At 35.0% G+C, this 25,176-nt stretch carries 22 protein-coding genes; 8 read left to right on the top strand and 14 right to left on the bottom strand.

Going from position 1 to position 25,176, the window contains the following annotated elements; genetic code table 11:
• Positions 1-29 precede the first annotated feature (29 nt).
• Entirely contained in the window at positions 30-1,529 is a 1,500-nt protein-coding gene (arfA, locus tag HCJ45_RS15045) for an arabinosylfuranosidase ArfA (RefSeq protein WP_281384470.1), read from the bottom strand.
• 189 nt (positions 1,530-1,718) lie between these two features.
• On the opposite strand from arfA, the gene HCJ45_RS03920 reads away from it, so the two are divergent.
• The gene (locus HCJ45_RS03920; protein ID WP_187124104.1) at positions 1,719-2,609 is read left to right on the top strand and encodes an ArsR/SmtB family transcription factor; all 891 of its coding nucleotides are present in this window, start codon (positions 1,719-1,721) and stop codon (positions 2,607-2,609) included.
• 508 nt (positions 2,610-3,117) lie between these two features.
• On the opposite strand, the gene HCJ45_RS03915 is transcribed toward HCJ45_RS03920, so the two are convergent.
• Positions 3,118-4,023, bottom strand: a complete 906-nt coding sequence (locus HCJ45_RS03915; RefSeq protein ID WP_187124103.1) for a magnesium transporter CorA family protein — start codon at positions 4,021-4,023, stop codon at positions 3,118-3,120.
• A 393-nt stretch (positions 4,024-4,416) separates the two neighbouring features.
• Here HCJ45_RS03915 and HCJ45_RS03910 point away from each other — a divergent pair, with 393 nt between their 5' ends.
• Complete coding sequence (locus tag HCJ45_RS03910; protein WP_187124102.1) at positions 4,417-5,457, top strand: lactonase family protein; 1,041 nt, start codon at positions 4,417-4,419, stop codon at positions 5,455-5,457.
• A 44-nt stretch (positions 5,458-5,501) separates the two neighbouring features.
• On the opposite strand, the gene HCJ45_RS03905 is transcribed toward HCJ45_RS03910, so the two are convergent.
• The 4 genes from HCJ45_RS03905 to HCJ45_RS03890 form a co-directional block, all read right to left on the bottom strand.
• The gene (locus HCJ45_RS03905; RefSeq protein ID WP_187124101.1) at positions 5,502-6,197 is read right to left on the bottom strand and encodes a histidine phosphatase family protein; all 696 of its coding nucleotides are present in this window, start codon (positions 6,195-6,197) and stop codon (positions 5,502-5,504) included.
• Positions 6,198-6,905 (bottom strand): histidine phosphatase family protein, encoded by a 708-nt coding sequence (locus tag HCJ45_RS03900; protein ID WP_187124100.1) that lies wholly within the window; start codon positions 6,903-6,905, stop codon positions 6,198-6,200.
• A gap of 129 nt (positions 6,906-7,034) precedes the next feature.
• On the bottom strand, positions 7,035-8,522 hold the full coding sequence (locus HCJ45_RS03895; RefSeq protein ID WP_187124099.1) for a peptide MFS transporter: 1,488 nt from the start codon (positions 8,520-8,522) through the stop codon (positions 7,035-7,037).
• An 82-nt stretch (positions 8,523-8,604) separates the two neighbouring features.
• Positions 8,605-9,786 carry an iron-containing alcohol dehydrogenase gene (locus HCJ45_RS03890; protein ID WP_187124098.1) on the bottom strand — a complete coding sequence of 394 codons (1,182 nt, stop codon included), beginning with the start codon at positions 9,784-9,786 and terminating at the stop codon, positions 8,605-8,607.
• Positions 9,787-9,995: 209 nt separating this feature from the next.
• On the opposite strand from HCJ45_RS03890, the gene cbpA reads away from it, so the two are divergent.
• Positions 9,996-10,631 (top strand): cyclic di-AMP binding protein CbpA, encoded by a 636-nt coding sequence (cbpA, locus tag HCJ45_RS03885; RefSeq protein ID WP_187124097.1) that lies wholly within the window; start codon positions 9,996-9,998, stop codon positions 10,629-10,631.
• A gap of 125 nt (positions 10,632-10,756) precedes the next feature.
• Here cbpA and HCJ45_RS03880 read toward each other — a convergent pair whose 3' ends face one another.
• The 8 genes from HCJ45_RS03880 to HCJ45_RS03845 form a co-directional block, all read right to left on the bottom strand.
• Positions 10,757-11,596 (bottom strand): WxL domain-containing protein, encoded by an 840-nt coding sequence (locus HCJ45_RS03880; protein WP_187124093.1) that lies wholly within the window; start codon positions 11,594-11,596, stop codon positions 10,757-10,759.
• 54 nt (positions 11,597-11,650) lie between these two features.
• Positions 11,651-11,950 carry an LPXTG cell wall anchor domain-containing protein gene (locus tag HCJ45_RS03875; RefSeq protein ID WP_187124096.1) on the bottom strand — a complete coding sequence of 100 codons (300 nt, stop codon included), beginning with the start codon at positions 11,948-11,950 and terminating at the stop codon, positions 11,651-11,653.
• A gap of 21 nt (positions 11,951-11,971) precedes the next feature.
• On the bottom strand, positions 11,972-14,284 hold the full coding sequence (locus HCJ45_RS03870; RefSeq protein WP_187124095.1) for a LapB repeat-containing protein: 2,313 nt from the start codon (positions 14,282-14,284) through the stop codon (positions 11,972-11,974).
• 320 nt (positions 14,285-14,604) lie between these two features.
• Positions 14,605-15,639, bottom strand: a complete 1,035-nt coding sequence (locus HCJ45_RS03865; protein WP_187124094.1) for a WxLIP family cell surface protein — start codon at positions 15,637-15,639, stop codon at positions 14,605-14,607.
• A gap of 89 nt (positions 15,640-15,728) precedes the next feature.
• Positions 15,729-16,568, bottom strand: coding sequence for a WxL domain-containing protein (locus HCJ45_RS03860; RefSeq protein ID WP_187124093.1), 840 nt, complete (start codon positions 16,566-16,568; stop codon positions 15,729-15,731).
• Positions 16,569-16,622: 54 nt separating this feature from the next.
• A complete protein-coding gene (locus HCJ45_RS03855; RefSeq protein WP_187124092.1) occupies positions 16,623-16,916 on the bottom strand; it encodes an LPXTG cell wall anchor domain-containing protein in 294 nt (97 codons plus the stop codon).
• 286 nt (positions 16,917-17,202) lie between these two features.
• Positions 17,203-17,853 (bottom strand): cyclic nucleotide-binding domain-containing protein, encoded by a 651-nt coding sequence (locus tag HCJ45_RS03850; RefSeq protein WP_187124091.1) that lies wholly within the window; start codon positions 17,851-17,853, stop codon positions 17,203-17,205.
• A 271-nt stretch (positions 17,854-18,124) separates the two neighbouring features.
• Entirely contained in the window at positions 18,125-20,392 is a 2,268-nt protein-coding gene (locus tag HCJ45_RS03845) for a leucine-rich repeat domain-containing protein (RefSeq protein ID WP_187124090.1), read from the bottom strand.
• A gap of 331 nt (positions 20,393-20,723) precedes the next feature.
• Here HCJ45_RS03845 and HCJ45_RS03840 point away from each other — a divergent pair, with 331 nt between their 5' ends.
• From HCJ45_RS03840 to srlE, 5 genes are all read left to right on the top strand, one after another.
• Positions 20,724-21,665, top strand: a complete 942-nt coding sequence (locus HCJ45_RS03840; protein WP_187124089.1) for a sugar-binding transcriptional regulator — start codon at positions 20,724-20,726, stop codon at positions 21,663-21,665.
• 264 nt (positions 21,666-21,929) lie between these two features.
• A complete protein-coding gene (locus HCJ45_RS03835) occupies positions 21,930-23,180 on the top strand; it encodes an NAD(P)H-dependent oxidoreductase (protein ID WP_187124088.1) in 1,251 nt (416 codons plus the stop codon).
• A gap of 60 nt (positions 23,181-23,240) precedes the next feature.
• Entirely contained in the window at positions 23,241-23,621 is a 381-nt protein-coding gene (locus tag HCJ45_RS03830) for a transcriptional regulator GutM (protein ID WP_187124087.1), read from the top strand.
• A gap of 24 nt (positions 23,622-23,645) precedes the next feature.
• On the top strand, positions 23,646-24,167 hold the full coding sequence (gene srlA, locus HCJ45_RS03825) for a PTS glucitol/sorbitol transporter subunit IIC (protein ID WP_185348312.1): 522 nt from the start codon (positions 23,646-23,648) through the stop codon (positions 24,165-24,167).
• A 21-nt stretch (positions 24,168-24,188) separates the two neighbouring features.
• On the top strand, positions 24,189-25,175 hold the full coding sequence (gene srlE / locus HCJ45_RS03820; RefSeq protein WP_187124086.1) for a PTS glucitol/sorbitol transporter subunit IIB: 987 nt from the start codon (positions 24,189-24,191) through the stop codon (positions 25,173-25,175).
• Position 25,176: the final 1 nt, after the last annotated feature.

Genomic DNA, 25,176 nt, shown 5'->3' with positions numbered 1-25,176 from the left:
GATAAATCCTCCCTTATTTTTTGTTTTTATTACCATTTACAACGAATCATATTCCAAGACAATGGTTGTAGTTGACAATGAACGCCATCAGCGACGATTTCATAAGCTGCTGATTCCGTTGGTTGAACAATTTCTCGTCCTTCTCTATTGATTTCCTTAATGTCAAAGCCACTTAATTGCGAAAATTCCTCTACTGAATTAATCATTATATTATCGAAACTGATTTCAAAATCTAAAATTTCTTTCCCTCGATTAACAGCAAAAATTACTACTTCATTTTTTGATTCATTTAAAACCGCAATTGATTCAAGATAAGGTACTTTTGCAAAATCTTTTGTTTGATAGGTTTCTGATTCAATCCGCGGTTGCAACACCTTCCCACGACCATTATTTGACACTTGCATAAATGGATAAAAAATAGTCTGCTTCCATGCTTGCCCTTCAGGATTCGTCATAACTGGCGCGATCACATTTACCAATTGTGCCAAACAAGCGATTTTAACACGATCACTATGCTTTAATAACGTAATAAGTAAACAACCTAAAAGTAACGAATCTTCAAAATTATACTGATCTTCCAATAACGAAGGAGCGATTTGCCACGGCTTAACTGTTTCGTCATGTTCGTTACTGTGATACCAAATATTCCATTCATCAAAAGAAAGATTGATTTGTTTGCTACTATGTTTTTTTGCTTTCACTGCGTCACAGATAGCTATAACACCTGTTATAAAAGCATCCATATCTAATGAACGTGCTAAATAGTTTTCAAGATCATCTTCTTGATTCCCATAATATTGGTGCAATGAAAGATAATCAATCGAGTCATAAGCATGTTCCAAAACGGTTAATTCCCAGTCGCCAAACGTCGGCATATGACTATGAGAGCTGCCACAAACTACCAATTCAATGGTCTCATCCACTAATTTCATGGCTTTGGCTGTCTCTGCGGCTAGCCGTCCGTATTCTTCTGCTGTCTTATGTCCAATTTGCCAAGGGCCGTCCATTTCATTGCCTAAACACCAGGTCTTAATGTTCAACGGTTTTTCTAATCCATTGGTTTTTCTTAAATTACTCCAATAACTATCTCCTTCATAATTGCAATATTCCACTAGATTTCTTGCAGCATCAATACCTCGAGTACCTAAGTTAACAGCCATATTGATTTGTGCATTTGCTTTTTTTGACCATTCATAAAATTCATGTAAGCCAATTTCATTTGTCTCAGTGGTTCGCCAAGCTAAATCCAAGCGTTTTGGTCGCTCTTCAACTGGTCCAATACCATCTTCCCAGTTATAACCTGATAAGAAATTTCCACCTGGGTAACGAATAAGTGGGACATTTAACTCTTTTACCAACGCTAAGACATCTTTTCTAAATCCTTGTTCATCTGCGTTTGAGTGCTCCGGTTGATAAATCCCTTCATAGACTGCACGACCCATATGCTCCACAAAAGAACCATAAATCCTCTCATCCACTTCAGAAATTGTAAAATGCGTATTCACCGACAATTTTGCTTTCAAATCCAACCCTCCTTTAATATTTATATAAATAATAATTCAATTTGAAAGCGTTGTCAATAATAATTATATTAAATAGTATTTTACCAATAAATATAACATAAACATTTACATTAACTATATTTTGACATGTAGAATTTTTTGTTATATAATTAATATAAATACTAAGATAAAATAAATGACATTGAGGTGAAACACATGCAATTAGAAGTCAATGAAGAAGCTTTACCTGTGTACGAATCGTTAGCCAGTAAGGTGAGAATCAAGATTATACAGTTGCTTTCAAGAAATAAAATGAGCGTCAAAGAATTAGCCAATGCTTTAGGACTTAGTAGCGCAATCATCACGATGCACATTAAAAAATTGGAAGATGCAAATATTATAAAAACAGAAAAAGTCGGTCAAAAGAAAATTTCTAGTTTACGTGTAGATAAAATCGACATCAATTTTCCTGAAAAAATATTCAATGCTTTCGACTCCAAAGAAACGTTTATTCCAGTTGGTCATTACACCAATTACTCAGTAGAGCCCACTTGTGGTTTAGCAACGATGAATGAATTTATTGGCGAAGTGGATGAACCAAAATACTTTATAGATACTCGTCGAATGGATGCCCGTATTCTTTGGTTTACAAAGGGGTTTGTGGAATATCAAACACCTAATTTTCTTTCTAAAAACGAAAAATTAGAAATGCTGGAAATTTCAATGGAAATTTCATCTGAATTTCCTTTTGCTAATGATAATTGGCCTTCAGATATTACTTTTACTTTAAATGGTGTGACATTAGGTACGTGGACAAGTCCAGGAGATTTTGCAGACATACGGGGAAAATATACACCGGATTGGTATCCAGATAATTTGAATCAATATGGTTTACTTAAAACAATCCGTATTACAAAACATTTAACGAATATGGATGGTGTCGCTTTATCCGATATTACTATTGCTGATATCCCATGCAATGAAGATACTTGGCATTTACGTATTGAAGTAAAAGATGATGCCAAAAATGCTGGTGGTTGTACACTTTTTGGTCGCGGATTTGGAAATTATGATCAAGATATTAAGCTGAAATTTTTTTATAGTTAAATCCATTTTGAAACGAAAAATAAAGAGCTTCAAAAAAGTCCAGATACCAGTCAAATTGATTGGCATCTGGACTTATTTTTGTAAAAAAATAAGAACACCTTTGCTAAAAAAAGTGATAAATCCAATAAACTAGCAAAGTGTTCTTATGTTTAAAAATTATATTTCAAATGGGGCCTTCTTCTTATCATCTAAAATGATTTTGTACGCCTACACGCAACTATCTTTTCTACTCGTAAGATTGAAGCAAATGCAATAAATACACCTACGTATGTAATCTTTTCTTTTAAAAAATGCGACTAGCTTGTAAAAGTGACACTCAGATGACTGGTTTCATTTTATTTTCTTTAACTCCATTTAATTTGGGTTCATTCAAAAAAAGCTAATTTTGTATGTATAAGTTCTTTTATATCAGTCAATTGTAAAAAATACATATCGGATAAAAGAAGCAAAAATCGTCTTTCCTTTCTGAACACCAATGTTTCATTCTTTATCCACAATCGGACACTTTCTATTTCATCAATCTCCGCAAAACATAGGAAAGTCCAAACCACAAAATAACACTAATAAAAATCGTCACTACCCATCCAAATGTATTATGTTCAAGCGGAAGTGGCATGTTCATACCGAAAAATCCAGTAATGATTGTCGGTACCGTCAACAAAATCGACAACGCTGTAAGTATTTTCATCGTATCATTTAAATTATTGTTTAAGATATTATTATAAGTTCCAGATAGCTGTTGCAAAATCTGTGAGCTTAAATCTGTCATTTCCACTAATTGTCTAGCTTCGATCAAAGCATCTTCAAACTGTTCTTTCTCCACTTCATTTAAACCACGATACACCATGTGTGCCTTCATTTGCTCGAGTAAAGCCGCATTTTGTTTAGAGGCAGATACAAAGTAAACTATTCCTGTTTCCAAATCCGATAAGGAAAGTAAATTCTTTTTAGTCGTTTTAATTTTCAGCTTATCATTGATTGTCTTTCTTTCCACATCCATTTCTTCTACATAAGGGAAAAAGGAATCCATAATAATATATAAACTGCTAAATAAAAATTGGTATAGTGTCTTTTCTGTATCCTCTTCTAAATGCTTTTTCATCTTTTCAATAATATATTGATTATTTTTATTAGTAAGTGTTACTATTTGCGAGCCTTTAATAATAAACACCATTGGAATTGTTTCATGATGATTATCTATTTTTCTTTGATCAGGAACATTAAAAATCAATACAAAAGATTTTGTTTTTTGATCATATTCAAAGTGTGCTCTTTCATTTCTGTCCATAGAGTAAGCAATGACCTCATCATCCACCCCATAATTCGCAAAGTACTCTTCTAATTTATTGGTTTCGTCTATATCAATGTTAACCCAGCTATACTGTTTATTTCCAAAGTGTGTTTGAAAAAGCATGTAATCATCCTCTCGCATAAAAAAAGAGCTATTTAAAAATAAGCTCTTTTTCATTATTCTATACATAATTATAGCACAGAACCTGGGAAATTCTGTGCTACAACTATCTTTTAAGGAGTGTTTATTTGATATAAAATAATTAAAAACATTTCTACGGGGGAAGTGATTTATCTTTAATTAAATTATTTCAAACGACAATCTCTATGGGATAATTACATTTTACATTACTTTTATTTCCTAGTCAATACTTTTATTACAAAAATATTTCATAAAAGACTAAAATACTATTTTTCATCATTTGAGTAATAACATTGCAATAAACGTGATGTTTTTATATCTTTTCTCCACTATGCTATAATTAACTAGGAAATATCTTTTATAGGAGGATTTAACATGTCAAATAATGAAGCAACAGCTTATATTGGTACATACACCAAAGTCGAAAGCCAAGGAATTTATCGTCTTGTAATCGACAAAACGACTGGCGAAATTAAAGAAAATACATTAGCCGGAAAAATGGACAACCCAACATACCTTAAAATTTCAGATGACGAAAAATTCGTTTATTCCGTAGCAAAAGATGGAGATAAAGGTGGCGTTGCTGCTTTTTCTATCGAATCAAATGGTTCACTGGCGTTAATCAATCAAGATTTAGCACCTGGGAACCCACCTTGTTATGTTGATGCGTCTCAGGATGGTGCCATTGTTGTATCTGCTAATTATCATTTGGGAACTATTGTTAGCTATCCAACTGAAAACGGAGCAGTAAAACCAGCAATTTCAACTATTCAACACGTGGGTAAAAGCATTCACGAACGTCAAGAAAAACCACATGCACACTTTGCCGGCTTTACACCAGATCAAAAATATGTTGTCACATGTGATCTTGGTACAGATAAAGTAACTACTTATACTGCTACTGCTGGGAAACTTGAAAAAGCAAGTGAATTAGATGTAAAACCAGGAAGCGGTCCACGTAATCTTGTTTTCCATCCAAATAAAAGTTTTGTTTATATTATGACAGAGTTAACATCCGAAGTGATCTTTGCCGAATATGATAAATCAACAGGTGAATTAAAAGTGATTCAAACAATTGCTTCTCTTCCAGCTAACTTTGAAAAAGAAAATAAGGGTAGTGCAATTCATATTTCTCCAGATGGTCGTTTCTTATATGTTTCCAATCGTGGTCAAGATGCGATTGTTAGCTTTGCCGTTGCCGAAGATGGTAAATTAACACTTGCACAAACAACACCTGTAGAAGGCGTAGGACCTCGTGATTTCGACCTTGACTATACTGGTGACATTCTCGTAGCTACAAACGAAAACAGCAACAATGTAACTGTTTTTGGTGTTAATAAAGAAGATGGTTCACTCACATTACTTCAAAAAGATGTCAAAGTACCTGAACCAGTTTGTATTAAATTTGTAAAATAAACTAAAAAGACAGCAGAACGAACACATAGTTCTGCTGTCTTTTCTTATGCTAAAACTGCTTTCCCAGCTTCTATATAGCTTAAATCATTTACTATCTCAATCGACCACTGTCCATTTTCGAATATAATTTTTGTCACACTCGCATTAGCAAGTTCCGGATCTACTAATTTAGGATTAAGGAAGGAAACAATTGCATTAATTGCCATGCCATGTGAAACAACTAGGATATTAGCATCATCTGTTGTATTTTCTGTGCTGACTGTCTGTAAAGCCGCTTTTAGTCTTCGCTCCATTTCCTCGTAACTTTCTGACATTCCTGTTTCATCTAACTTTTCCACTGTTTCAGAAACAATTCGGTAGCCATCATCACCAAAGCTGTCGAAAGCTTCTTCTAATGTATCAAATCCTAGATGCTCCATTACTTTACCAAACATCACATCTTCTAATTCACCTTCAAATTTCCCAAAACCAAATTCACGGAAATCACGTAATTCATTAATTGTTAAATGTGATTGATTGCTTTCACGCAAAACAATTTCAGCTGTTTCAATTGTACGTCCTCTATCACTTGTGTAAACCGCTTCAAACGGAGTATCCCGAAGTCCACGACCTAAAAACTGAGCTACTTTGATTCCTTCATTCGTTAACGGTGTATCTGACCATCCTTGCACGCGACGACTTGTATTAAACATCGTCTTTCCATGTCTTACTAAATAGACAGTTAATTTTATATCCGACAATTAAACTCCCCCTTGCGCTTGTTTTCCAGCTTCAACATAAAACATATTACCTGGTTCTTCAATGGAATATGCTCCATTTTCAAAGATAACTTTTGTGACACTAGCATTTTCAATTGTTTGTAAGTTTTGACCCGGATCAATCATATCAATTATCCGGTGAATAACCATCCCATGAGCAACTACTAAAACATTTCCTCCGCCTATTTCTTTCACATCCGTAAGAATTTCATCCAATCCTGCAGTCAATCGCTCTTCAAAAATAGTGGAGTTTTCCGTCATACCAGTTTCATCTAGTCGATGTACAGTATCAATAACGAGATTAGAATCATTTTCGGTTGTCTTATCATAGTAGCTTTCAATGGTATCAAAGCCATGCTCATTAGCCACCATTTGCAGCACTGTTTGATTATACTCACCTTCAAATTTCCCAAAACCGAATTCGCGAATTTTTGCTAGTTTGGCTAATTTCAAATGATGATTTTCACTTTCTTTCATCACTATTTGCGCTGTTTCAATTGCACGTCCTCGGTCACTTGCGTAAGCGGCTACAAAATCAGTCCCTTTTAAACCTCGACCCAAATCATGTGCAACAAGTGCTCCTTCTTCCGTAAGTGGGGAATCTGCCCATCCCTGTACTCTATCAAGTGTGTTTAAAATCGTCTTTCCATGTCGTGTCAAATAAATTACTACCCTGCTTGATGATTCCATGTATACACTCCTTTAAATTATCACTTCTCCCTTTAATATTAGCAATACTAACTGTTAATGGCAAACTAATTTATTTTCCATATAAAAAAAGCACTTCCTCTAATGAAAGAGAAAGTACTTCTAAACGTCTTAATGAACACCCTTCATATACTTTTTCAAGAATGGTGCCAAGATGAATAGTGCTATCGCAAAAGCAATCGCTACAAAACCAGTGATTCCGAAATACGCAACTTCTGTATCAGCACTAAAGAATTGTGTTGCTTGCGCGTTGAAAGCTTGCCCCATCGAATCTGATAAAAACCATAAGCTCATTGTTTGAGATGCAAATGCTTTTGGAGCTAGTTTCGTTGTTGCTGATAAGCCAACTGGCGAGATAAACATTTCCCCAAAAATACAGATGAAGAAACTGAGCACTAACCAAAGCGGACTTACTAGTGTGGTTGTATCTCCGTGCAAAATCCCCGGAAGCATCATAATAACAAAAGATAAACCAGCAAAAAATAACCCTAGTGCAAATTTACGTGGAGTAGATGGTTGTCTATCCCCAAGCCGTGTCCAAATCCAAGCAAATACTGGTGAAAGGATAATCACAAATACTGGATTAAGCGACTGGAAATTAGCAGGATTTAAATTAAATCCACCAATTGATAAATCAGTTCTTTCAGCAGCAAAAATCGCTAACGTACTAGATCCTTGTTCTTCTATCATCCAAAATAAAACTGCGATTAAAAATAATGGTATGTATGCAGTTAATCTAGATTTCTCATCTGGTTCCGTTTTCTTACTTGTCATCATCATAATGAAATAAGCAAGCGGAACGCCAACACCCATTACAGTTACAGCAAGAATGATGGTATTAATGGTTAGACTACCTGTTATCATTGTTAAAATAGCAATTAATAGACCGATTGCCAAAATAATTCCTATAATTTTGACGGTCAGGCTTTTTGCTTCTGATTTTTGAAGTGGATTTGGTACTTTTTTGCCTGCTTCTTTTAAATATTTTTTACCTGTCAAAACATAAACTATTAGCGCCACTGCCATACCAACTGCTGCTACACTAAAACCAGCATGGAAACTATCAGCTTTATCTGAAACAGCTGAAACGATAAAAGGTGCAATAAATGCTCCTAAATTAATTCCCATATAGAAAATACTAAAACCAGCATCTCGGCGATTGTCTTCGGGCGGATATAAGTCTCCAACTACATTAGAAACATTAGGTTTAAGCAAGCCAGTTCCAAGAATAATAAACGCCATGGAGATAAATAAAGCCGTCGCTCCACCATTTGGTAATGCTAGCACGATGTGACCGAACATAATCAGTACTCCACCATAAAAGATCGTCTGTCTAGGCCCTAAAACTCGGTCAGCAAACCAGCCGCCAATAACCCCAGACATAAATACAAGTGACCCATAAATTGACATTATTGCTGTTGCCGTTGCTTGACTAAACCCTAATCCACCATTCGCAACCGTATCGTACATATAATAAATAAGTATTGCGCGCATCCCATAATATGAAAATCGCTCCCAAAATTCAGTATTGAATAGGGTAGCGAGTCCACGCGGATGTCCAAAAAATGTTTTTTCCTTCGCTGGATTCTCTGTACTCAAGAAAATTCGCCTCTTTTCTTTCTTTTCATATTAAATAAACCTATAGCAAATTTCTAGGTGTTTGCGAAAAATTTCCTAACTATTATAAAGCATTCGTATAAATTTGACGACTTATCTCTAGAGTTTGATTGCCACGTTCTGAAATATTAGTCAATCCGTGACGTTCCAATTGCTCTACAAGTTGCTCTACTACTTCTTCGCCAAGATTATAATCGCTAAATCTAGTCCCAGCTCCTAAACTTTCAAAGAACTCACGTGTTTTAGCAATTGCTACATCTATTTTTTCATCGTCATTTCCCGTAGTTATTCCCCACACTCGTTTTGCATATTGTACTAATTTTTCTCGTTTTTCATTGCGACGAACATTTAATAGTGAAGGTAGTACAATGGCTAAAGTTCGTGCGTGGTCAATTCCGTAAAGCGCTGTAATTTCATGACCTAAACCATGGCTCGCCCAATCTTGCGGAACACCTCGAGATAACGTGCCATTTAGCGCATTGGTTGCCGACCACATAAACGTCGCACGTGTATTATAGTCATGATTATTTTCATCAATCACATCTGGTCCAATTTCAATCAATGTTTGTAGCAAGCTTTCTGCGTAACGATCTTGCAGCAAAGCACCAACCGGATAAGTCATATACTGCTCCATCACGTGCACATAAGCATCCATAATTCCATTAGCAAGTTGACGTTTAGGCAAAGTATATGTAAGCTCTGGATCAAGCAAAGAAAATACTGGATAAGTAAAAGGGCTACCGAATGAAAGTTTAGCTTTCTTTTCTACAAATGTTACCACCCCACCACTATTCATTTCAGATCCAGTTGCTGGTAATGTCAAAATAGTTCCAAATGGAAGTGCTTGTTTGATTGGACGTTTTTCGCCAATTCCACTTCCAAAAATATCAATTGGATCCCCGTCAAACAAAGCTCCTGCTGCAACAAATTTTGTACCATCAATAACAGAACCACCACCAATAGAAAGCAAAAAATCATAGTTTTTTTCTTTTACTAATGCAATTGCTTTTATTAATGTTTCATAAGTAGGATTTGCTTCAATCCCACCAAACTCCCCAATTTCTCTATTTTTTAAAACGGCTTTTACTTTATCAAGGGTACCAAATTTTTTCACACTGCCGCCACCATATAATAGTAGCACTTTTTTATCTGCAGGAATTACCTGATTTAATTCTTCTAAACGATTTTTACCAAAAATAATATGCGTAGGGTTATAATAATCGAAATTCAACATCTCTTGTCCCATTTCCGCTTCCTTCTTTCTGTTTAAATATTTACATAGCATAGTTTATAATACACTTTTTCAGGAAATTTTAAACCTTTATACGAAAGTTAAGTGTTCTTTAAGCAATGAAATATACTTTTTTTGAATTATTGCACTAATATACAGTGATTTTCTATACAAAAGACCTACTTTACGTTAAAATAAAAAGGAAGAAGAATGGAGTGAATAACATGTTGATAAAAAACCTTTGTATACCTAAAATAAACTTAACAACCGTTCCTGGAGACGCTACTTTACAAGAGGCTATCAATCTATTAGAAGAATCTGGTTATCGCTGTGTTCCCGTATTAGACGAAAAAGGCGAAAAGTTCTTAGGTAATATTTATAAGATGCATATTTATAAACATGCCGCAAATGGTGGAAGCTTAAGTGACCCTGTCATGAGCTTAATCAAAAATGCTACTAAACATATTTGCGTCAATGCTTCTTTTTTTGAGGTCTTCTTTACGATAAAAGAATTGCCATACATTGCTGTTTTAAATGAGCAAGGTCATTTTTATGGTATTTTAACGCATGGAAAACTACTAGGATTACTTCAAGATGGTTGGAACGTAAAAACTACTAGTTATGTGCTTACGATTGCAACTGGTGAAGTGCAAGGTGCCTTAACAAAAATCACTAAAATTATCGATCGCTACACAAGCATCGCCAGCTTAATCACATTAGATAATCAATCAGATGACTTTATTCGTCGAGTACTTGTTTCCTTACCAGTTGGCGTAACAGAAAACACTAAAGACGAAATTACTGCCCACTTAGAAAGAAAAGGTTTACGGGTAGTCGAAACAGAAAAAATTCAAAAATAGTAAAAACAGCTTGAATGCAAGAGATTATTCTCTAGTTTCAAGCTGTTTTTTTATGCATATTTATATTGTTAGTTCAACTATATATAATAGATTTTTTCACTATAAAATTTTCTGTTTAACCCATATTAAATTGCTGGTGTGTCACTTAAAGTCCAAGTTAAAGTACTTTCGTAAGTTCCATCAGCGACAACTACATTTTGTGGAATAGTTAATTCTGGTTTAGAAGTTTCTGTTGCGGATACTTCGGCAGAACCAAAGCTATCAGACCAAGTTCCCATTCCTTCATCATCACCAAAGTTTGTTGGTGTTGCCGTTTGATTATCATGTGCTGCCATTACTGGTACTGCGCCTGTGCCAGTCATAGAAATAGTAACATTATCATATCCAACTGGAGCTTGTGCAGTAGAGGTAGCGGAATTAACTGTTGATTTTGGAATAGTCAACTGCGCACCTGGAATAGTTTTCGCTGGCGTGGAAGAATCCTCAAATTCATTCCCTGTAACAGAAAGTGTCCAACCTGTATTCGTACCACGAACATCACTAATTTGGGCAAACGGCGTTACTTGTTGAATAACGGTTGCTTCACTTGCATCTTGTTGACCATTACTATTTGTATCAATATATGTAGAGATACTATCATCTGCTGCATGTGCAGTTATTGAACCAGTAGATAATTTCGCTACGTTATGAATACCAAAATCCCAATCGGATACCGCTAAAATCCATAGACCATCTGTTCCTACTGTTGGATCTGTTGGGTCTGGTACAATTGGATCTGGATTCACTGGATCAGGGTTAATTGGTGTTGGATCCGGAATAGTACTTTTATCAAATTCAACCGTTGCTTTCGAATCTTTGGTGACAGAGGTAGCTGCTGAAGCAAAATCTCCAGAAAGTACTGGTGCTACAATTAATCCTAGTGCTAATAAACTCGCTGTTGTTACTTTTACTGTTTGACTGATCATTATTATTCTCCTCTTTCTGTTATTCTTTTTTTGGTGGTGCATTTGAAACCTGAACTACTTGCTTTGCCTCACCTCCTTTACGTGGCTTTTAGTTGCTAATATTAGTAAGCCAAGCCCTAGTAACAGAAGATACGGCTCTGATGTGTCCCCTGTTTTGGGTAATTTTGATATTGGTTTTTTAGAGGGGAAAGTGCCACTTCTGTCATCGGTTTCCCCTGTTTTTGTACCAGAGTCCTGTGTTAATTTTATCCCTGCTCGACTAATGGCCGTATCAACGTTTGTGTTCGCTTGTGTAAAAAGCGGTAAAACGCATATAAAGAAAGCACAAAGTAATATGAATCCAATTTTTTTCATTTTTGTATACTCCTTAAGAGATTATGGTCGTGGTGCATCTTCTAATGTCCAAGCTATTGTCGCGACATATTGACTTCCAACAAGTGCATCATGGGGCAAGATTTCCATACTTAAAGAATCTTGTAGTGAAACGGTTGTTATATCATGTCCCGGAGTTCCAGCAGGTTGCATCTTTTCAACAGGTTGGTGAGAGTTGTTTAAAATAATATCTGTTGAAAGGGAGTCACTATGATACTTAAGAGGTGTTTCCAGAATATCCCCTGTTGCATTTTGAAAAACGGAAACAGCAGATGTAAGGGTCCAGCCCATTTCTGTTGTTCTTCTATCAATAACACTTACTTCTGCAACGGCATTTGTTCCGTAACCGTGTAAAGTTTGTTTATTGTCCGAGATGGGAACAGCATCTACGTTCGCATCTGTATCCATTCGAAAAGTTGTCGGTATTTTTAATTCTAGTGCGGGTCGAATACGAACTGTGACAGTAACAGGCTCTGACCAATTAGGAGCTCTCAAAGATTTTACAGTAACTTTGTAATCTCCTGGAATAGAAAAATCAACCACCCTATAAAAATCAGAAGATATATAAGCTTGCGGATCATCGGTTGTTGCATGCGAATCTTTTAAAAATTGACTTTCTGTTACCATTTCATTTTCATCATACTCTACCAATTCATCCGCTGAAACAACTGGCGAGGGACGTATATAATCTAAAAGCTGATACACACTCCCAGTATAAGCAATACTTCTTTTGTTTACGGCGTTATCATAGACCCAAGAATAGCCAATACCATTAGGATCTTCGTTGTACATTATGCTTTTTGGCCAAATAATTGTCGCATTATTTGCTTCGTAATAACCTTTTTCTGGTTTATCATCTGGCATAATGTATTTTGGTGGAATATAAGCCCCAAACTCATCTTTAATAATATTTTTAAGTGAGAAATCTTCATTTGTAGGAGCCGACAAAATAGGACGAGTGGGTTTTTGATTTCTTATTGAAAAATAAGCTGTATAAATACTGGCACTGGCATCAAAACTGCCCAGTGGTGATATATCCGTTATCTGATTGCTTGACAAATTACAAGCTTGTAAATTCGGTATTTTAAGGTGTGAAAAAGCAGTCAAGTCATCTATTTGATTATCCGATAAATCCAATTGGGTTAATTCAGGAAAGTCATTAGGGACATTAGTTAAACTATTTAAATCCTCAGAATCTAGTTGATTATTTTTTAATTTTAACGCGCTTAAGTTTGGAAGACCTTTAGTATTAACTAAAAAGTCTAAATCATCTATGGAATTATTTGATAAATCTAAATGACTTAATTGAAGTAATCCATCATAATTTTTGAATAAAGACATATCATCAATCCCAGTACGGTTTAAATATAAAGCATAAAGATTAGGATTATTATCCAATATGTTTTTAAGTTCCGTTAATTGGTTATTTATTGGGTTATCTGACAAGTTTAAAGATCTTAAAGTAGAAAGTCCGCCATTAACTTGCTCCAAAACAGACAAATCATTAAAATTATCAACTTCTAAATTTTTTAACTGGGGAAATCCACCAACTACTTCTTTAAAAAACGAATAATCATTTGCGTTATGTCTCAATAACGTTAAAGTTGTCAATTTTGGAAAACCTCCATCAATTTCACTTAAAGGAGATAAATCATTAATTCCCACACCTTCAAAAGATAATGTATCAAGATTTGGATAGCCACCAATTGCTTTACTTAGTGGTGCTATACCGTCAAATGTTACACTATCCGTCCCCGAGAGTTTAATTTTCACAACTTTTGTGCAGTATTGTATACCTTCTATTGATTTAACCTCTCTGTTGCTCCATGTGTCACCGACAATTTGTATAAGAGATAGCAAATCATTCTCTGTAATAATATCGTCTACTGTCCAATCTCTTTTTATCTGAGTGGGACTATAAGAGGAGTAATTAAGGCACCGTACTATTATTTTTGCCATTTCCTCATCTGGAAAAACGCTTGAAATCTTACTATTACTTGGGAATGCAGTTAAATTATTTGGCTGCTTAGTGGTTAAAATTGTTTTCTTAGTCGCTGTTTGAAATTCATCTAAACTTGTAATAGAAGTAGTTTCTTCTGTTTCCCCCTCTGCGGAAGGAATACTTGGTAACACTTCCAATTTTTCTATTTTCTTTGCAGTAGTCTCTATTTCATTTGTTTCCCCGTCCTTTATGACTGATTCATCAATAGTTTCTGGGGGAAGTTCTTCTTCCGTTTCCACAGCTCTTGTATAACTAGGAATAATTAACGCCAATAATACTATGAATAGCAAAACAAATTTCCAGTTGGTTTTCATTTTCTTTATGTCTCCTTTAGATGTAAATAAATATATCGTTTTAAAAATTCTCCTATAACTAATTTAACTTTGCTCGCTCGGCTCAAATTAATAATAGCACCACACCAAAAATAGTTTTTCTCCAATGGGAAGCTAGGAGCATATTTACAACTTAAATGAGTAATCACTGTCCATTAAATTCTTCCTATACAAGAGGTTTCATTGTTCGCGATTTTGACACAAAATTATTCTAAATTCAGCAAAAAAATTTACTGGTAGTTAAAAATAGTAAAAACAACTTGAAACGCAACAGTTACTTCCTGCGTCTCAAGTTATCTATATTACTCTTCTTCTGATTCTTTTTTCTTTGCTGCTCTTTTTCCGATAAAATAAGTTATCGTGATAATAACTAGAAGCAACAGGATCCCACCTGTTATATACATCCATGTGTAGTCTTTCTCTAACCCCAAGGCCACATCATTCGCTTTTTTCGCTTCATCGGAAGTAATGGTAAACTCCTTTGTCCATTTCCATTCGTCATCTTTATTTTTAGCAACCAAGTGTAACTTATATTTACCCGGTTTTAATGTTTGATTTTCCCAATCCACACTATAATTAAAATTAGAGTTTGGAGCCATTGAAAGGTCTGTCCGTTTTGATTGGCGCAGAACTTTATCGCTGCCTTTTTTATATATTTTTGCATCCACGCTTAGTCCACCAACTAAAGTCGCTTTTGTATTTTGCAAATTCATCTCTACTACATTCCGATAATTTCGGGTAGTTGCTTTAATTTTATTTAACTCTAAATCTGGTTTAACTACAATCGGCTTTTCTGTGAGTTTTACCCCTATTACATATGCATACTCATTTTTAATTTGTACTTCTTTTTCTTGCTTGGATTCTTTATCCTTTTCTTCTTCCTTCTTCTCTTGGAAATGTAATCCACCTAAAATAATTCCATCATAACTATCATCCGGCATTTGGATATCTACTGCCCAGGCTTTTGTTTCATTTGGTTTTAGTTTAATTTCACTAGCACTCTCTTTTGCAATATCTGAAAAAGGATATTTTAGTGTTTTATCTGGTTTAGTATTGGGAATCGAATAATCCACATATCCCATTTCATTAGTGATAGCTGTATTAGCAACACAATTTATTATAATTTCTTCTTTACTATGATTGGTAATATCAACTTTTATTGTCTGTTTTTGCTTTGGTGTCATTTGTAAATCAAAATAAGTTACACTAGATGCTTGATTTTCAGGTAGTATAGCTTTTACAGAAAAACTACTATTATCGGTCGCTTCTGCATGCTGACCCGGAAAACAGATAATAGCAATTATACATGCAAATACGATAGTGATTATTTTTTTCAAATCTTTTTTTCCTCCTCATTGCTTCATAGAAAAAGAGAAAGCTACATAAAAATATGAAGTTTTCTCTTTTAAAATATGAAACCGATATATTAAATTGCTGGCGTGTCACTTAAAGTCCAAGTTAAAGTACTTTCGTAAGTTCCATCAGCGACAACTACATTTTGTGGAATAGTTAATTCTGGTTTAGAAGTTTCTGTTGCGGATACTTCGGCAGAACCAAAGCTATCAGACCAAGTTCCCATTCCTTCATCATCACCAAAGTTTGTTGGTGTTGCCGTTTGATTATCATGTGCTGCCATTACTGGTACTGCGCCTGTGCCGGTCATAGAAATAGTGACATTATCATATCCAACTGGAGCTTGTGCAGTAGAGGTAGCGGAATTAACCGTTGATTTTGGAATAGTCAACTGCGCACCTGGAATAGTTTTCGCTGGCGTGGAAGAATCCTCAAATTCGTTCCCTGTAACAGAAAGTGTCCAACCTGTATTCGTACCACGAACATCACTAATTTGGGCAAATGGCGTTACTTGTTGAATAACGGTTGCTTCACTTGCGTCTTGTTGACCATTACTATTTGTATCAATATATGTAGAGATACTATCGTCTGCTGCATGTGCAGTTATTGAACCAGTAGATAATTTCGCTACGTTATGAATACCAAAATCCCAATCGGATACCGCTAAAATCCATAGACCATCTGTTCCTACTGTTGGATCTGTTGGGTCTGGTACAATTGGATCTGGATTCACTGGATCGGGGTTAATTGGTGTTGGATCCGGAATAGTACTTTTATCAAATTCAACCGTTGCTTTCGAATCTTTGGTGACAGAGGTAGCTGCTGAAGCAAAATCTCCAGAAAGTACTGGTGCTACAATTAATCCTAGTGCTAATAAACTCGCTGTTGTTACTTTTACTGTTTGACTGATCATTATTATTCTCCTCTTTCTGTTATCCTTTTTTTGGTGGTGCATTTGAAACCTGAACTACTTGCTTTGCCTCACCTCCTTTACGTGGCTTTTAGTCGCTAATATTAGTAAGCCAAGCCCTAGTAACAAAAGACACGGCTCTGATGTGTCCCCTGTTTTGGGTAATTTTGATATTGGTTTTTTAGAGGGGAAAGTGCCACTTCTGTCATCGGTTTCCCCTGTTTTTGTACCAAGGTCCTGTTTAAGAATAACCCCCGCATGACTAGTTGCAGTATCTGTATATGCACTCGTGATTAATGGCAAACCAAGCAACAGTAGACTACAAAATGAAAGTAATATAATTTTTTTCAATTTCTATAACTCCTTTTGCCTTACTTAGTGTGTGTTTATAGTCTTGGAACGTCTTCTAAAGTCCAAGTAATATTTGATTTATAGGCATCATTAACTTACTGTTTGCTTAGGAAAATTTCGTCTTACTAGCTTATTTTGAGTAGTGAAAATTGGATACTTACCTCTTTAAAAACATTTGCTAATTTTAGTCACCTCAAATATCTGGCTAGCACTATTCCGACTACTTTAGGAAGCTTCATCAGCTATCTACGGTTTATTAACTAATTATTCTTTAAAGATAAATGAGTTATTGTAGTACCAATTCGGGCACAACTTCTCTCAAAATAAAGTGTTTTTTATTCATTTGCAATATTTCTTTTTCTAGCAAACAAATTCGTTGCCTATAAAACGCTGCTTTCGATAAAGTACTATATTCGATTAAAATTTTTAGTGTTATTTCTTTTGGTAAAGTGATATTTCCATTCTCATCTTTACTACCAATTAATTCACCTAAATACTTTATCGCATAATATAGCTTTTCTTTATGTTTTTTTCCGTTTAGTAATGTTTTATAGTATAAATGGCGTCCAATTTTTTTTAGAAAAAAATATTGGAATCCAAAATTTTCCGGAAATAGTGTTAATGCATATTCAACATCTTCTTTTTTGTATTCATATATCTCGCAAGTTTCTGATAAGGCTATATTTGTGACCACCACTGATGTTTCTTCCAAAATAGAATAACTTAAAAAAATACCAGGATCACAAATGGTTATTAATTTCTCAGGAGCTTCACATGTGTATGTGCTAATATAACCACTCATTAATAAAATAACACTATTTAAATTAGCTGCATGTGTTAGAATATCTTCACCACGTTTTAACTTCCGTTTTGTATGCTTCAAACCATATTTTTGCATCATGCCAACAAACTCTTCATGCGTAAATAAATCTTTCATTAAAACACTCCCTCTAAATGTAGTAGTTAAACTATGTATAAATCTGGCGAGAACTAAATTAATGTTACCATGCGAACATTAATAGTTTTTCTCTATAGAGAGGCAAGAAGACCGCTTTCTTTTGTTTAAAAATTTAGGATTGCCATGAAAGTGTTTGTATATAATGGAAAATACAGTTTGTTTTTTTGTCACAAAAAGGAAAAATAAGTTTATTTAATATATTCTAATAAGCTTCAAAAATACGCGATAGTTAGGTTAGAGTAATGATTTATCACGGTGCATCTTCCAAAGTCCATGTCACAAGCGCTTCATAACTATCGTTAACTAAAGCATCATTTGGTAAAATTTCCATTGTTAATTCATTTTGCAAATCAAAATCAGTGGTAATATATCCCGTTTGCACACTCGCTGCCTGTTTTTCAATTGGTTGATTAGTTGTGTTTAAATAAACTGAACCTAGTGCTAATGTATGGCTCTGGTATTTAAGCGGGGACTCGAGTATATCTCCTGTACTATTCATAAATGGAGTCATTGATCCAACTAATTTCCATCCAGCTTTTGCACTTCGACGATCAATTACTTCTAATTTTGCTTCACCAGTAGCTCCATAACAATTTAGCGTTTGTTTTGTATCTGAAATGGGCACTGCATCTGTATTTGCATCTAAATCCATTCGGAAATCAGTTGGAACTTTTAGCTCTAAAATAGGCATAATAGATACTGTTATAGTTACAGGTGTTGCAGCACCAATATTATTGGAAGCTGTTAATGTTACTACATAATCACCTGGAACTGATTTATTAACTACCGTTTCAAAGTCAGAATCTACTGCAGAACCATCATCTGTTGCAGCATGGACATCTGTTAAAAACTCGGCTTCTGTCACTGTTTCATTCTCGACGTATTCTTTTAAATTGTCTGCTGTTATTGTGGGTGGGAAGTGTATATAATTTAATGGCTGGTAGACCGTTCCACCAAATGACACAGTTCTTCCATTTTCATTTCTCGTATAATCCCAGCCATACGAAACTCCCTTACGGGCTGGAATAAAAGGACGAACGTAACCATACATTAAGTATGAGGGGTCAGTTAACATAGTACTTGCTGGCCAAGTAATTTGTGAATCAATAGCTTGATAAGTACCTGTAGTTGGCAAGAACTGATTAGGCTGTCGATTATTACCTAACTCATCTATAATATCTATACTTTTAGTTGCAAAATTTTGATTTGTAGGAACTGAGTTAATAACCGGAAGCAATATTCCTTGTCCACTAGCACTAATAAAAATCGAATAGTTGAACTGCATATTTGCTAGTAATGATATATCGGATATCTGATTATACTTAAGATCAAAAAATGTCAAATTTGAAAAATCCGTTTGCGTTAGTGAAGTTATGTCACTTATTCTATTTTGCCCTAAATATAAGGTCTCTAACTTCGGAAAACCTGTGAGTGAATTAGGAAAACTTTCCAATGCTTTATTTTCTATTGAATTAGCGCCTAGGTTGAGTCGTTTTAAATTAGGAACTCCGCCAATTGAGTTTGCAAAAAAATCTAGATTATCAATTAAATTATTTCCTAAATCTAAGAACTCTAATTGTGATAGCTCGTTAAAATTAGCCAATGGAGAGGTATCACTGATTTTGTTTCCATATAGATTTAAATTTATTAAATTAGGAAGTCCGTTTTCAATATTTAAAAATACACTTAAGTCTTGAAATCTAGTAGTATTTATACTCAAATTCTTTAATTGAGGAAACCCTCCAGGTACTTTTGTTAAAAAAGAAAAGTCTTGACAACTAACAGTTTTAATATTAAAAGTAGTTAATTCCGGAAACCCGCCATCAATTTGACTAAGAGAAGTCAAGTCTTGAAGCTTTAACATACCAACTAATGTTAGTGTTTCCAGATTAGGATATCCACCGACCGCTTCTGCTAGAGGTGAAAGATTATCAAGACCTGTAGTGATACTAGCCGCAGAACTGCTAAATGAAATTTCCTCTACTTGTGTACAGTATTGTATTCCTTCTATAGAATTAAGTTTCTCACCATCCCCTAGAATCCGGCTAATTGTTTTTAAATCATTTTCCGTCACAGTATCATTTACGGTCCAATTCCTTCTGAACTGAGTTGGGCTATACATAGATGAATTCAATGATGTAACAATCGTGTTCGCCATTTCTGCATCTGGAAAAACAGTAGCAATGGTGCTGCTTGAAGGAATTGCAGTTACTTTTTTCACTTCTGAACTTCTTAAAGGATTTTTATTTGTTAATACTTCAGATTTATCCTCATTAGTTTTTTCCTCTATCTTTTGAGGAGCTATCGGAACTTCTGGCAAAACTTCTGGCAAAACTTCTGGCAAAACTTCCACCGAATCAACTTCCTCTTCCACACCTCCTTCTCCCTCAGACACATTCTCAGTAGCCTCTAATTCAGTCGTAGTATCGCTTTCTGTTTCTACCGCACTTGTATAAACTGGAACAATCAATGATAGCAACAGAATAAACAATAGAAATATTTTCCAATTAATTTTCATTTTTTCAATCTCCTTAAGAAATAGTTAGTTTATCTAGAAGTGAACCTGACAATAATATATAAACTGTTTAAAAGTCTTATTCATAATAGCATGCAAGTAGTCGACTGAATTTCTCTTCAGAGAGGAAAAAGCACTTTTTTTATTCAAAAATTATTTAACAAATCGTGAAAAGCATTCTTACAAAAGCCAAATCAACGTTTGTCATTTTGACACAAATAAATTTCCTTTGACCAACTTTGCATAAACCGTTTTATATGATACTATTAGCATAAAACATTTGTGACAGCGTATAACTTTTGTTCCGTTATTATGTAGAATGGAGGTAATAAAGATGAAATGGGAAGAAAAAAGAGATATGGTGAAAATCGCTACCTGGTATTATCATTACGGTTGGACCCAAGCACAAATTGCTAAAAAAATCGGGATATCTAGATCAATCATTTCCAAAACACTACAACGTGCCAAAGATTTAGGGATTGTGGAAATCTTTATTAAGGATGAAACTTATTACACAGTTGACTTAGAACAAAAGTTAGAAGAAAAATTTGGGCTAGAAGAAGCAATTGTAGTCGCAACACATGATATGTCGGAAGAAGAGGCATTGAATTTTCTAGCCAAAGAAGCCGCTTATACGCTTAGTAAACGTATTGCTAAAGTAAATACTCTTGGAATTTCTTGGGGAAAAACGATTCGCAAATTTGCCAATGAATTTCCATATATCCCTCATAAAGATTTATCAATTATTCCCCTTATTGGCGGAATGGGATCCAGTGATATTGATCTCCACTCCAACCAAATCTGTTATGACTTAAAAAAGAAAATGCAGTGCCATTCCAAGTATCTTTATGCACCCGCACTTGTAGAAGATACCGAAATGAAAAATGATTTATCCAAAAATAAATATATTAATGAAGTCTTGGAAGAAGGAAAAAAAGTAGATATGGCGATAGTTGGGATTTCTAGCCCTTATAATGACAGTACAATGGAAGAAATCGGTTATATTACACCAGAAATTATCGAGGAATTACGTTATAAGGATGTTATTGGTGATATTAATTCTCGCTTCTATACAGCAAATGGAGAAGAAGCTAACACAAAAATCAATACACATGTGATTGGCTTAAGTTTGGAAGAACTAAAAAATATTCCTACTGTTGTTGCACTTGCAAATGGACTGCATAAAAAAGGCGCTCTCGAAGCAGCACTTACAGCCGGATTAATAGATGTGATTGTGATAACTGATAGAATGGCTGAATATATTCTTCAAAACTAAAACTAACTAAGCTTTAAAACTCCCAAAAAATAAAACCTCAAAAAGCTCTCTGTCCCAATCAGTTTGAGCTTTTTTTATGTATTTAAAAATAAAAATGTATAATATTTCATTGACGAGAAAACGTTTAAATGTTATATTTGATTCGTGAAATACGACATTTGTCACTAGTGGTGACAAATGTCAGATTCTCATTAATTAGAATAAAACAGCTTTATCCGGAATTTTATTTTGATTAATGAAAACGATTACTAGGAGGAACTTGAAATGACTTTATACAGACAGTTACTTGCTCGTGAACAAGAAAATAATCCTATTCGTGTCGGAGTTATCGGTGCCGGACAAATGGGATTCGGGATGATTTCACAAATCGCTGCTATTCCAGGAATGAGTGTAGTTGGTATTAGTGACATTCATGTGGAAGCTGCAAAAAAAGCTGCTGATGCTTACAATGCTACTGCTACAAAAAAAGAAAAAATTCTATTATCCAATGACTTTAAAGAAATTATTCATTCTGATCTGGTAGAAGTGATTGTCGATGCTACAGGTGTCCCAGAAGTCGGAGCAAAAATTTCCCTAGAAACCTTACTTGCAAAAAAACAACTTGTATTACTTAATGTTGAAATTGATATTACAATCGGCCCACTGATGAAAAAATTATATGATAGTGCTGGTTTAGTTTATACCGGTTCAGATGGCGATGAGCCCGCTGCAATAACTGAACTTTATGAATTTTCCAAATCCATGGGAATGGAAGTACTTGTTGCCGGAAAAGGAAAAAACAATAAATTAAAAATCAACGCTAATCCAGATAGCTGCCAAGTCGAAGCAGATGGAAAAAATATGGCTTCTCATATGTTAGCTGCTTTCCAGGATGGTACTAAAACAATGGCTGAAATGAATTTACTTTCCAATGCCATTGGTTATGTTCCTGATGTAGTTGGAATGCACGGTATCTCTGGTGATGTTGATTCTGTTATTAAAGATTTAGACTTAAAAGAACAAGGCGGAATTTTAAATAAGTTTGGTGTTGTTGAATATGTCGACGGTTTAGCACCAGGAGTTTTCGTTATTGTTAAAGGACAAAATGAAGGCGTTAGTCATGAATTAAGCTATTTAATGAAAAAAGGTGAACGCGATCATCACATCCTCTACCGTCCTTATCACTTAGCAAGTCTTGAAACACCACTCACAATTGCCAAAGCTGTTCTTAATCATGATCATGCTATTGTACCAAAAGGCGCGCCAGTTTCAGAAACCGTTTCTGTCGCGAAAAAAGATATTCAAGCAGGTGAAAAACTTGATGGAATCGGCGGTTTCTGTGTTCGTGGCGTCTTAGAAACACATGTTGATATGGCAACAAATGGGCATATTCCAATCGGCTTAATTAGTGGTGAAGTTATAGCCCGTCGAAATATTAAAGCTGGTACTTTCATTACAGACGAAGATGTCACACTTGATGAGTCTACTACCGTTTGGAAACTTAGAAAACTACAAGATGAAACTTTTAGTAATTAATTTAACATGGCGGGAATGGTTGTTTCCTACTTTTCCCGCCAATTATAAGGAGGAAAATAGATGAATATCGTTCTAATTGCTTCCCTTATTTTTATCGCTCAGACATTCTTAGCTTTTTTTCAAGTGCGGTATTATCAACACCATATGAATAAAGTCGCGACAAAATATGCTGGAAAAATCGGCTTTCACCTTTATTCCGAAATGGAACGCTTGAAATTCCGCTCAAGTGCCGTTGCAATACTGGTTGTAAATGAAAAGCAAGTTGTTCATGAATGTCAGATTTTAACTGGAAAAACGGTTTTTGCAAAATTCAAAACCTTTACCAACTATCAGCAAAAAGAATTATCTGAAATTCTCACTGAATTAACAAATAAACAAAAAAATTCTATCCAAGAAAAAGCAGTTATCAAAACAGTTAACAGTTGTTTGAAAGCGCTTTAATAAATCAAAAAGGAGTGTTTCCGAATGGATTATATCGAATGGTTTGGAACGAACTTTATCGGTCTTTTCGAAGCCGGTGGTAAACAGTTTATAAGTTTTATGACGGGAATTGTCCCTCTTTTAATTGTCCTTTTAACCTTTACTTACTCGATTATTGCTTTTATCGGGGAAGAGCGAGTTAACAGAGCCATCCAATTTTCTGCTAAAAATATAATTTTGCGTTATACACTTATGCCAGTTTTATCTGTATTAATGCTAACCAATCCAATGGCTTATACGTTTGGTCGCTTTGTAAAAGAACATCAAAAACCTGCCTTTTATGACTCTGTAGTTTCATTTTTACACCCTGTAACCGGACTTTTCCCTTATGCAAATGCCGGAGAACTTTTTGTTTACTTAGGTATTGCTAATGGGGTTGTTGAAGCCGGTTATAGTATGTCAAGCCTTGCTGTACGTTACTTTTTAGCTGGTATCGTTGTTATCTTAATGCGTGGTGTTATTACAGAAACCATTACAAAATTCCTAATGCGAAAAGAAAAAGTCTGAGATAGATAGGAGGCAAATAAAATGTATCAATCCATTCATGTAAACAAAGGCCAAGGTGGTTGGGGGACTGGGCTAGATTTAACACCTAGCGAGCCAAGAATAAAAGTAGTTTCTATCACTGGTGGCGGTATTCATCCTGTTGCTAAAAAAATAGCAGAATTATCAGGAGCAGAAGCAGTTGATGGTTTTAAAAACTCTATTCCAGAAGAAGAAATGATGTGCGTAGTTATTGATTGTGGGGGCACTGCACGAATTGGCGTCTATCCTATGAAACGTATTCCAACAGTAGATGTTCTTCCTTCTTCTCCTTCTGGTCCACTAGCAAAACATATTACAGAAGATATTTTCGTTTCTGGTGTAAAACCTGAAGATATAGAAGTCACTACTACTGAAGCCAATCCTGGAAAACCTTTTGACCGGGAAAAGTTTAAAGAAGATTACGCCAAAATCAAGGAAGATCAACAAGAAGCTCATGAATTAAAAGAAGGATTCCTTGTTAAATTTTCACGCGGTGTTGGTAAAGCGATGGGAATTTTCTATCAAGCAGGTCGTGATTCTGTTGATATGCTTATTAAGAATATTATTCCTTTTATGGCTTTCATTAGTATGATTATCGGTATTATAAACTATACAGGAATCGGAAAACTAATTGCCAATACCCTATCCCCTCTGGCTGGTTCAATTTGGGGGATGTTACTTATTGCCTTTATTTGTAGCTTACCATTTTTATCGCCAATTCTTGGTCCAGGTGCAGTTATTGCCCAGGTCATCGGTGTATTGATTGGTTCACAAATTGCTATTGGCGCTATCCCTGTTACTTATGCTCTTCCAGCTTTATTTGCTATTAATGCTCAAGCTGGTTGCGACTTTATTCCAGTTGGTCTATCACTTGCTGAAGCTAAACCGAAGACTGTTCAATTTGGGGTTCCAGCCATTTTATATAGCCGGATGATCACTGGTGTTCTAGCAGTTGTGATTGCTTGGGTATTCAGTATCGGAATGTACTAAT

This window comes from Listeria immobilis (assembly GCF_014322845.1).
In the GTDB taxonomy this organism is placed as follows: Bacteria; Bacillota; Bacilli; order Lactobacillales; family Listeriaceae; genus Listeria; species Listeria immobilis.
This window is presented reverse-complemented; position numbering and strand designations above follow the sequence as displayed.